The sequence below is a fragment of the Erwinia sp. genome (assembly GCF_031978025.1).
GTDB lineage: Bacteria > Pseudomonadota > Gammaproteobacteria > Enterobacterales > Enterobacteriaceae > Erwinia.
In genome coordinates this window covers 1-7,009 of the sequence record NZ_DALZCD010000227.1, presented here as the reverse complement: position 1 = coordinate 7,009, position 7,009 = coordinate 1, and the positions used below count along the sequence as shown (strand labels likewise).

At 60.4% G+C, this 7,009-nt stretch carries 4 protein-coding genes; all 4 read right to left on the bottom strand.

Annotated features, from left to right (window positions below; translation table 11 throughout):
- Positions 1 to 623: 623 nt before the first annotated feature.
- A complete protein-coding gene (locus RTK32_RS16445; RefSeq protein ID WP_312045849.1) occupies positions 624 to 2,054 on the bottom strand; it encodes a serine/threonine-protein kinase in 1,431 nt (476 codons plus the stop codon).
- 25 nt (positions 2,055 to 2,079) lie between these two features.
- Complete coding sequence (tssH, locus tag RTK32_RS16440; RefSeq protein ID WP_312045847.1) at positions 2,080 to 4,689, bottom strand: type VI secretion system ATPase TssH; 2,610 nt, start codon at positions 4,687 to 4,689, stop codon at positions 2,080 to 2,082.
- 130 nt (positions 4,690 to 4,819) lie between these two features.
- Positions 4,820 to 5,869 carry a type VI secretion system baseplate subunit TssG gene (gene tssG / locus RTK32_RS16435; protein WP_312045845.1) on the bottom strand — a complete coding sequence of 350 codons (1,050 nt, stop codon included), beginning with the start codon at positions 5,867 to 5,869 and terminating at the stop codon, positions 4,820 to 4,822.
- The coding region (tssF, locus tag RTK32_RS16430) for a type VI secretion system baseplate subunit TssF (protein WP_312045843.1) at positions 5,866 to 7,009 on the bottom strand (1,144 nt) is incomplete at its 5' end. The genes tssF and tssG, both read right to left, overlap by 4 nt.

Sequence of the window (7,009 nt, the reverse complement as noted above, 5' to 3'; positions counted from 1 at the left end):
ATCAAACATAGTGATTTCCCGGACTGGCAGGCCCGGCGGTAAACCGGGCGGATAAAAATATATTGCGGCTCAGGCGGACAGGCATACGACAAGGCCGACTGACTTTCGCTGCAGGTTCAGCTTTGCGGCATAAACGACTGGTAGTCTCTTATACCGTCGAACGTCTGGTTTGAGGACAAAAATAGCGGTGCTGGCATTACCGTTAAGCCGCTCTGGGCTGAGGACAAAATAACGCCGCTGGCATTACCGTTAAGCCGCTCTGGGCTGAGGACAAAATAACGCCGCTGGCGTTACCGTTAAGCCGCTCTGGACTGAGGACAAAATAGCGGCGCTGGCATTGCCGTTACGCTGCTCTGGACTGAGGACAAAATAACAGCGTTGGCATTGCCGTTACGCTGCTCTGGGCTGAATGCAAAATAGCGGTGCTGGCTTTACCGTTAAGCCGCTCTGGGCTGAATGCAAAATAGCGGTGCTGGCTTTACCGTTAAGCCGCTCTGGGCTGAATGCAAAATAGCGGCACTGGCATTGCCGTTAAGCCGCTCTGATCGAAGAGCAAAATAGCCATAACGTTTTTGCCGTTAAGCCGCCTGCCCGTGGTTAATACCGGGCAAGCGGCCAGACACTCAGCTTTGCGGGTTCAGCAACCATACGCCTTCGCGATCGACGGTAATGCTTTGATCGCGGGTCTGGCCCCGGTTGCTGATGCTGAAGCGGTAGTCGCCCGGCGGCAGCTGCAGCATGGCGAAACCGTTCGGCGACGGCACCAGTGCCTGCGCATTGCCGTTCATCGCCACTTTGTCACCCGGCAGCAGCTTGATATAAACCTGCGCAACCGGCTCCGGTGGTGGCGCAGGCTCGGCGGCCTGTGGCGCGGCTTCCGGCTGCACTTTAGCGGTTTCCGCTGGCGGCTGAGCAGCCACCGGCGCCGTGGTTGCCGCTGGTGCCTCGGTGGCAGCCACCTGCGGCGCATCGTTGCCGCCGCCGCCCGCCATCAGCGCACCCACGCCAATTCCCACCAGCACGCCTGCGGCAATCAGCCCCGGCATCATAAACCGTTTCAGGCCGGTGGCTTTTGGCGCGGTCGGTTCTTCTTCCACCGGTACCAGCATCGTGCCCGGCCCGCTGACCTTCACCTCAACGATCTCATTGATCTCACTGGGAGAAAGCGCCATCAGCGCCGCCAGCTCGTCTATGGTCTGCGGACGATCTTCCGGCTGCAGCGCCAGCGCACGGTCAATGGCATGCAGCAATGGCAGCGAGTAGCCTGCAGGCTTTTGCTGCACCAGCGGCTTGTAGCTGTCTTCAATGCTGCGCACCACGCTGACCGGCGGCGGCGAGCCAACAATCAGCGTATGCAGCACCGCGCCCAGCGCATAAATATCGGTCCAGGTGCCCTGCTCGCTCTCGTTATCGTCACTGTACTGCTCAATCGGCGCGAAGCCCGGTTTGAGCATGGTTTCGGTTTCGTCGGACAGGTTGCCGATAGCTTTGCGGGCGGAACCGAAATCCAGCAGTACCGGCACGCCGTTTTCCTGGATCTGGATGTTATCCAGCGAGATATCGCGGTGCAGATAGCCTTCGCGGTGAATGGTGTTGATGGCACCAAACAGCGGCGGCAGCAGACAGCGGATCCAGGCTTCGCTGATCATCTCCGGACGGCGGCTGTGCAGCTGCGACAGCGTGGTGCCGGTATAGAATGCCGTGCCCATATAGGCGGTATCGTTCTGCACCCAAAAGCGCAGCACGTGCAGCAGGTTAGGATGATTAAAGCGGGCCAGCAGGCGCGCTTCCTGAATAAAGCTGTTCAGCCCGGCGGCGAACGTCTTGCTGAAACGTTCGCTGCGCAGCACCAGCGTCAGGTCGTCATTGCGCACCGCCAGCGAGGCGGGCATGAACTCTTTGATGGCGATGGTGCGTTCAAGCTGGTGATCCCAGGCGCGATAGACGATGCCGAAGCCGCCGCCGCCGATCACCTCTTTAATTTCAAACTCATTAAAGCGGTAGCCCACCGGCAGAGCGTTAGGAAAGGCTCGCGGAATATCTTGTTCTGACATATTGGACAACTCTCTTAATTGCGGCTTACGCCTCAAACTGACACTGGAACTCGCCCTCGTGCAGGGTCACCTTCAGGCGCTGATACTGCTCTTCACGCCGGTGTGCATCCAGCAGCAGCTGGCTCATCTGCGGCAGCAGCGTGTTGGTAAGGATGGCATCGACCATACGGCCGCCCGATTCTACCTCAGTACAGCGCTGAACGATGCGTGCAATCACGCTGTCATCCACTTCAGAGACGATGCCGTGGTTCTGTTCCAGACGATGCTGGATACGTTTCAGCTGCAGACGCACGATGCTGGCCAGCATCTCATCACTCAGCGGATAGTAAGGTACCACCAGCAGGCGGCCGAGCAGGGCTGGCGGGAAGACTTCCAGCAGTGGCCCACGCAGCGCACCGGCCAGCGCATCCGGTTCCGGCACCAGTTCCGGATCGGCGCACATGGCGGTGATAAGCTGCGTACCAACGTTGGACGTCAGAATAATCAGCGTGTTGCGGAAATCGATATGGCGGCCTTCGCCATCTTCCATCCAGCCTTTATCAAACACCTGGAAGAAGATTTCATGCACATCGGGATGCGCTTTCTCGATCTCGTCCAGCAACACCACGCTGTAAGGACGGCGACGCACGGCCTCGGTCAGCACACCGCCTTCGCCATAGCCGACGTAGCCCGGAGGCGCGCCCTTCAGCGTGGAAACAGTGTGCGCTTCCTGAAACTCGCTCATATTGATAGTGATAATGTTCTGCTCACCGCCGTAAAGCGTCTCCGCCAGCGCCAGTGCGGTTTCGGTTTTGCCGACGCCGGACGGGCCACAGAGCATAAAGACACCAACCGGTTTGTTAGGATCGTCCAGCCGCGCGCGGGAAGTGCGGACGCGTTTGGCAATCAATTCCAGGCCGTGGCGCTGGCCAATCACCCGCTCGTTCAGCGTGTCTGCCAGCTTCAGTACCGCATCGATTTCGTTTTTCACCATGCGTCCCAGCGGAATGCCGGTCCAGTCTGACACCACGGCGGCGACCACGTTGGCATCCACGGCGGCAAACAGCAGCGGCGCTTCGCCCTGTAGCGTTTTCAGCTGCTGCTGCTGTGCCGCAAGCTGCTGGTGCAGGGCGGCGACGTCTTCCGCTTTGTCCTCGTGCAGCTGCACGCGCAGTGCGATAATGGTATCGATCAGCTCACGTTCTGCCTGCCAGCGTGCGTGCAGTTCATCGCGCTGGCTTGCCAGCCCGGCAAGCTGCTCGCGGATTTTTTCCACGCGGGCGGGATCGCCAATGGCCACTTTCGCTTCGCGCTCCGCTATCTCTTTTTCAATCTCCAGCGCATGGATGCGATGCAGACAGTCTTCCAGCTGCGGCGGCTGCGCGCTCTGGCTGACAGCAACGCGAGCACAGGCGGTATCCAGCAGCGCCACCGCTTTGTCGGGCAGCTGGCGGGCAGGAATATAGCGATGGGAAAGCTTAACGGCCGCCGCGACGGCCTCATCCAGCAGCAGGACGCGATGGTGCTTCTCCAGCGGGGCGACCACGCTGCGCAGCATCAGCAGCGCTTTCTCTTCGTCCGGCTCCTGCACCTGCACGGTCTGGAAACGACGGGTCAACGCCGGATCTTTTTCGATATACTTTTTGTATTCGGCCCAGGTTGTCGCACCGATGGTACGCAGCTGCCCACGAGCCAGCGCCGGTTTTAACAGGTTGGCGGCATCGCCCGTGCCCTGCTGCCCGCCCGCGCCGATCAGCGTGTGGATCTCATCGATAAACAGAATAATTGGCGTCGGGCTGGACTGCACTTCGTTGATCAATGACTGCAGGCGCGCCTCAAATTCACCTTTCATGCCTGCGCCGGCCTGCAACATGCCGATATCCAGCAGCCACAGCTGGACGTTCTGCAGGGGTTCAGGCACGTCACCTGCCGCCATGCGCAGCGCCAGACCTTCTACTACTGCGGTTTTACCTACGCCCGCTTCGCCGGTCAGCAGCGGGTTGTTCTGACGGCGACGCATCAGGATATCCACCATCTGGCGGATCTCTTCGTCACGTCCGGCGATCGGGTCGATCTTTCCTTCGCGCGCGCGCGCCGTCAGATCCTGCGCATACTGTGCCAGCGTGCTTTTTTGCTGCGGTACGGCGCCATCCTGTACCGGCGCGGCGGTGACGCTGCTCTCTTTGCTGTTGGCAAACACGCTGTCGAACTGCTCCAGCAGCGTATCGGCGCTGAGGCGGCCAAACTGCGGCGAGATGCTTTTCAGCACGTTCGCCAGATTGAAGGTTTTCAGCAGGCCAATCAGCAAATGGCCGCCACGGATCTGCTGTACACCGAACTTCAGCGAGCCGTACACCCAGGCGCGCTCAACCGCGCTGTCGATATGTTCGGACAGATCCGACACCGCGCTTGCGCCGCGAGGCAGACGATCCAGCGCGGCAACGATATCACGCGTCAGCGCCTCTTCATCCAGTGAAAAATAGCGGATCGCCTGTTGCAGATCGCCTTCCTGCTGCTGCATCAGCTGATGCAGCCAGTGCACCAGCTCGACATAAGGATTGCCGCGCAGCTTGCAAAAGGCGGTGGCGCTTTCCAGCGAGGTAAATAACAGCGTGTCCAGCTTGCCGAACAGTACGGCGCGGCTAATTTCTGACATGGTTGTTCTCGGTAAGTAGATGACGGAAAAACAGGGAGCCGTAAAGAGCAAGCCCGCTAAGCAGTTAACCCGGCCCGGCGAGGCGGATCGGGAAAATTCATTTTGTCGAAGGGAGGCATTCACCAGGCCGTTATCTGGGGGTAACCTGCTCCGAGGGTTCCGGGCTGAAAGTCAGATCCTGCCGCGGCTCACTAGCTTTTAGCTGGCCAAGCCAGCTGTTAAAACCGAGCCGCGTCGCGTCGCCAGGCCTGATCCCTTTTGCTTCTTCTGCCGCCAGGATCAGCTTTAGCTCCCAGACGTATTCAATGCCCAGGTATTGCCGCACCCAGTCGCGCAGCTCTGTCGTCCAGGCCTCGCCCGGCAGGAAGCGGTTATAAGTTTCCAGCGGCATCGGCCCCAGCTCAAGGCGAAACTTGTGCTGCACATCGCGCACCGCCACGCCCAGAAACATGGACTGGCCCAGCTTTGGCGCGTGTCGGCCTGCACCCAGCTTCGCCCGCTCGCGATGGTCAATCGGCAGCCAGTGCGGCACGTTTTCCACCAGCCTGACCGGTACCTTAAAGTAGTGGCTGAGAATTTTTTGCAGGCCTTCGACGTCGCGCGCGTGGCGGGTTAAATGCCCGGCCACGCCATAGCGCGCATGCTCGCTCAGGCTGCCTTTCGCCAGCTGGCCCGGCTGGCCCATGCCGATCAGGCTCGCCAGATAACGATCAAAGCGCTGATTGTCTTCCCGATCCAGCGACACCGTGGGCTGCGCATCGGCCCAGGCGCGATAAAACAGCAGCGTCAGCCGGTGGTGAAACAGGTCGGCAAAGGCCGCCATGCTGCCATCCTGATGGTGGGTGATACGCTCGCGGGCATATTCCGTCAGGTGCGTCGGCAGCGGGCCGTTCGGGCCAAACAGACCGAAGCTTAAAATCGAGATATCGTGTAGCGGACTGTTTTCACGTGGGGCCGCTTTCGACAGCGTGGCAGGGGCGAAAGCCAGCGATGGCTCCTGACCGATACGCAACGGTTCATGGCGCGGCAGCGGCGAGCGTCCCAGCGGGTAGCGTTCGCCGCCCTGCGCGTCCAGCCTGCGCAACAGCTGAAACAGATCGTAGCGCCACGGTGCCTGCGTGACGCCAGACCAGAAGTTTTCCGGCAGCCGCCGCGCTTTGCGAATACGCAGCACGTTCATATCAGCGCCCTTTTGCCCATGCGCGCGGGCCAGTAGCCGACTTCACCGCGCTGCTGGCTGGTCAGCGTCAGCTCCGTAAAGCTGTTGATGGCGACCAGCCTGGCGAAAACCTGCTCCAGCACGCTGCCCAGCAGCCACGGGCTGGCCCCGGAAAACGCCTGTTCGTCAACGCTCAGCTCAATACCGATACCGCGAGCGAACACAATCGGCCCGGGTTCCGGCACCCGACGGCTGACCGGTTTGAGCTGACAATAGCGAATGCCTTCAATTTGCCGGGCTACCGGCGCTTCCGCCAGGTTGGCATACAGCGCCAGCAGCTGGCGTAGCGCCGTGGCGCCCTGGCCATCGTCGCTGTCCATCAGGCTTAAATAGTTCAGCTGCAGATGACTGATCAGCCGCCAGGTCGCCATGCCTTCCGCCAGCGCCGGACGCGGCGGCGTCGGGCCTTTGCGCAGCGTCAGCTGGCTGACCGGCACCGAGTCGGCCATCATAAAGTTGCCCTGATCCTGCGCCAGCAGCATCAGCGGCAGGTCGCGGCTGGTGCACAACACTTCCGCCGTCAGATGGGTCAGATCGTCACGCCATGGCGACTGGCGTTCATCCACCAGCGAAAGGAAAACTTCAGAGCCGATATAGCCGGTACGCGTGCCGTAACGTTGCGCGCGCTCAGACAGCGTGCGCTGCTCGCGGCGCAGCGAGAAGTAAGCGCCATAGTCGCCTTCGTCACGGCTGAACGTGCTCCAGAACGGTCTGAATACCTGCTCGCCCTGCTGCCTGTCGCCCGTGGCGTACAGCTTTTTGACCGCATAAATTTCGTAATCCAGCGGGCGAATGTTATCGACCACCAGATGATATTCGTGCACGCTCTCGCTGATTTTCTGCCGCTCTGCCGTTTTCGGAAACAGGTTGATAACCGGTGTGCAGTGCAGCGCCAGATGGCTCTTATCAATCACCCGCTCCAGCGCCGCGTCGGCCTTGTCCAGCAGCAGCACGATCTCAAAGGCTTTGACCTCTGGCCCGCAGCGCGAAGGCAGCTCGCCCAACTCACTGATGCTGACAAACTGAAAACGGGCCGGAAAGGCAAAATATTCCTGCAGCAGCCTGTAGCCGTCAAAGTTGCGTAGATCTTCCGGCAACAGC

Coding starts and splice junctions, on each gene's coding strand:
- RTK32_RS16445 (WP_312045849.1), bottom strand. CDS start 2,054: ATGTCAGAACAAGATATTCCGCGAGCCTTTCCTAACGCTCTGCCGGTG.
- tssG (WP_312045845.1), bottom strand. CDS start 5,869: ATGAACGTGCTGCGTATTCGCAAAGCGCGGCGGCTGCCGGAAAACTTC.
- tssH (WP_312045847.1), bottom strand. CDS start 4,689: ATGTCAGAAATTAGCCGCGCCGTACTGTTCGGCAAGCTGGACACGCTG.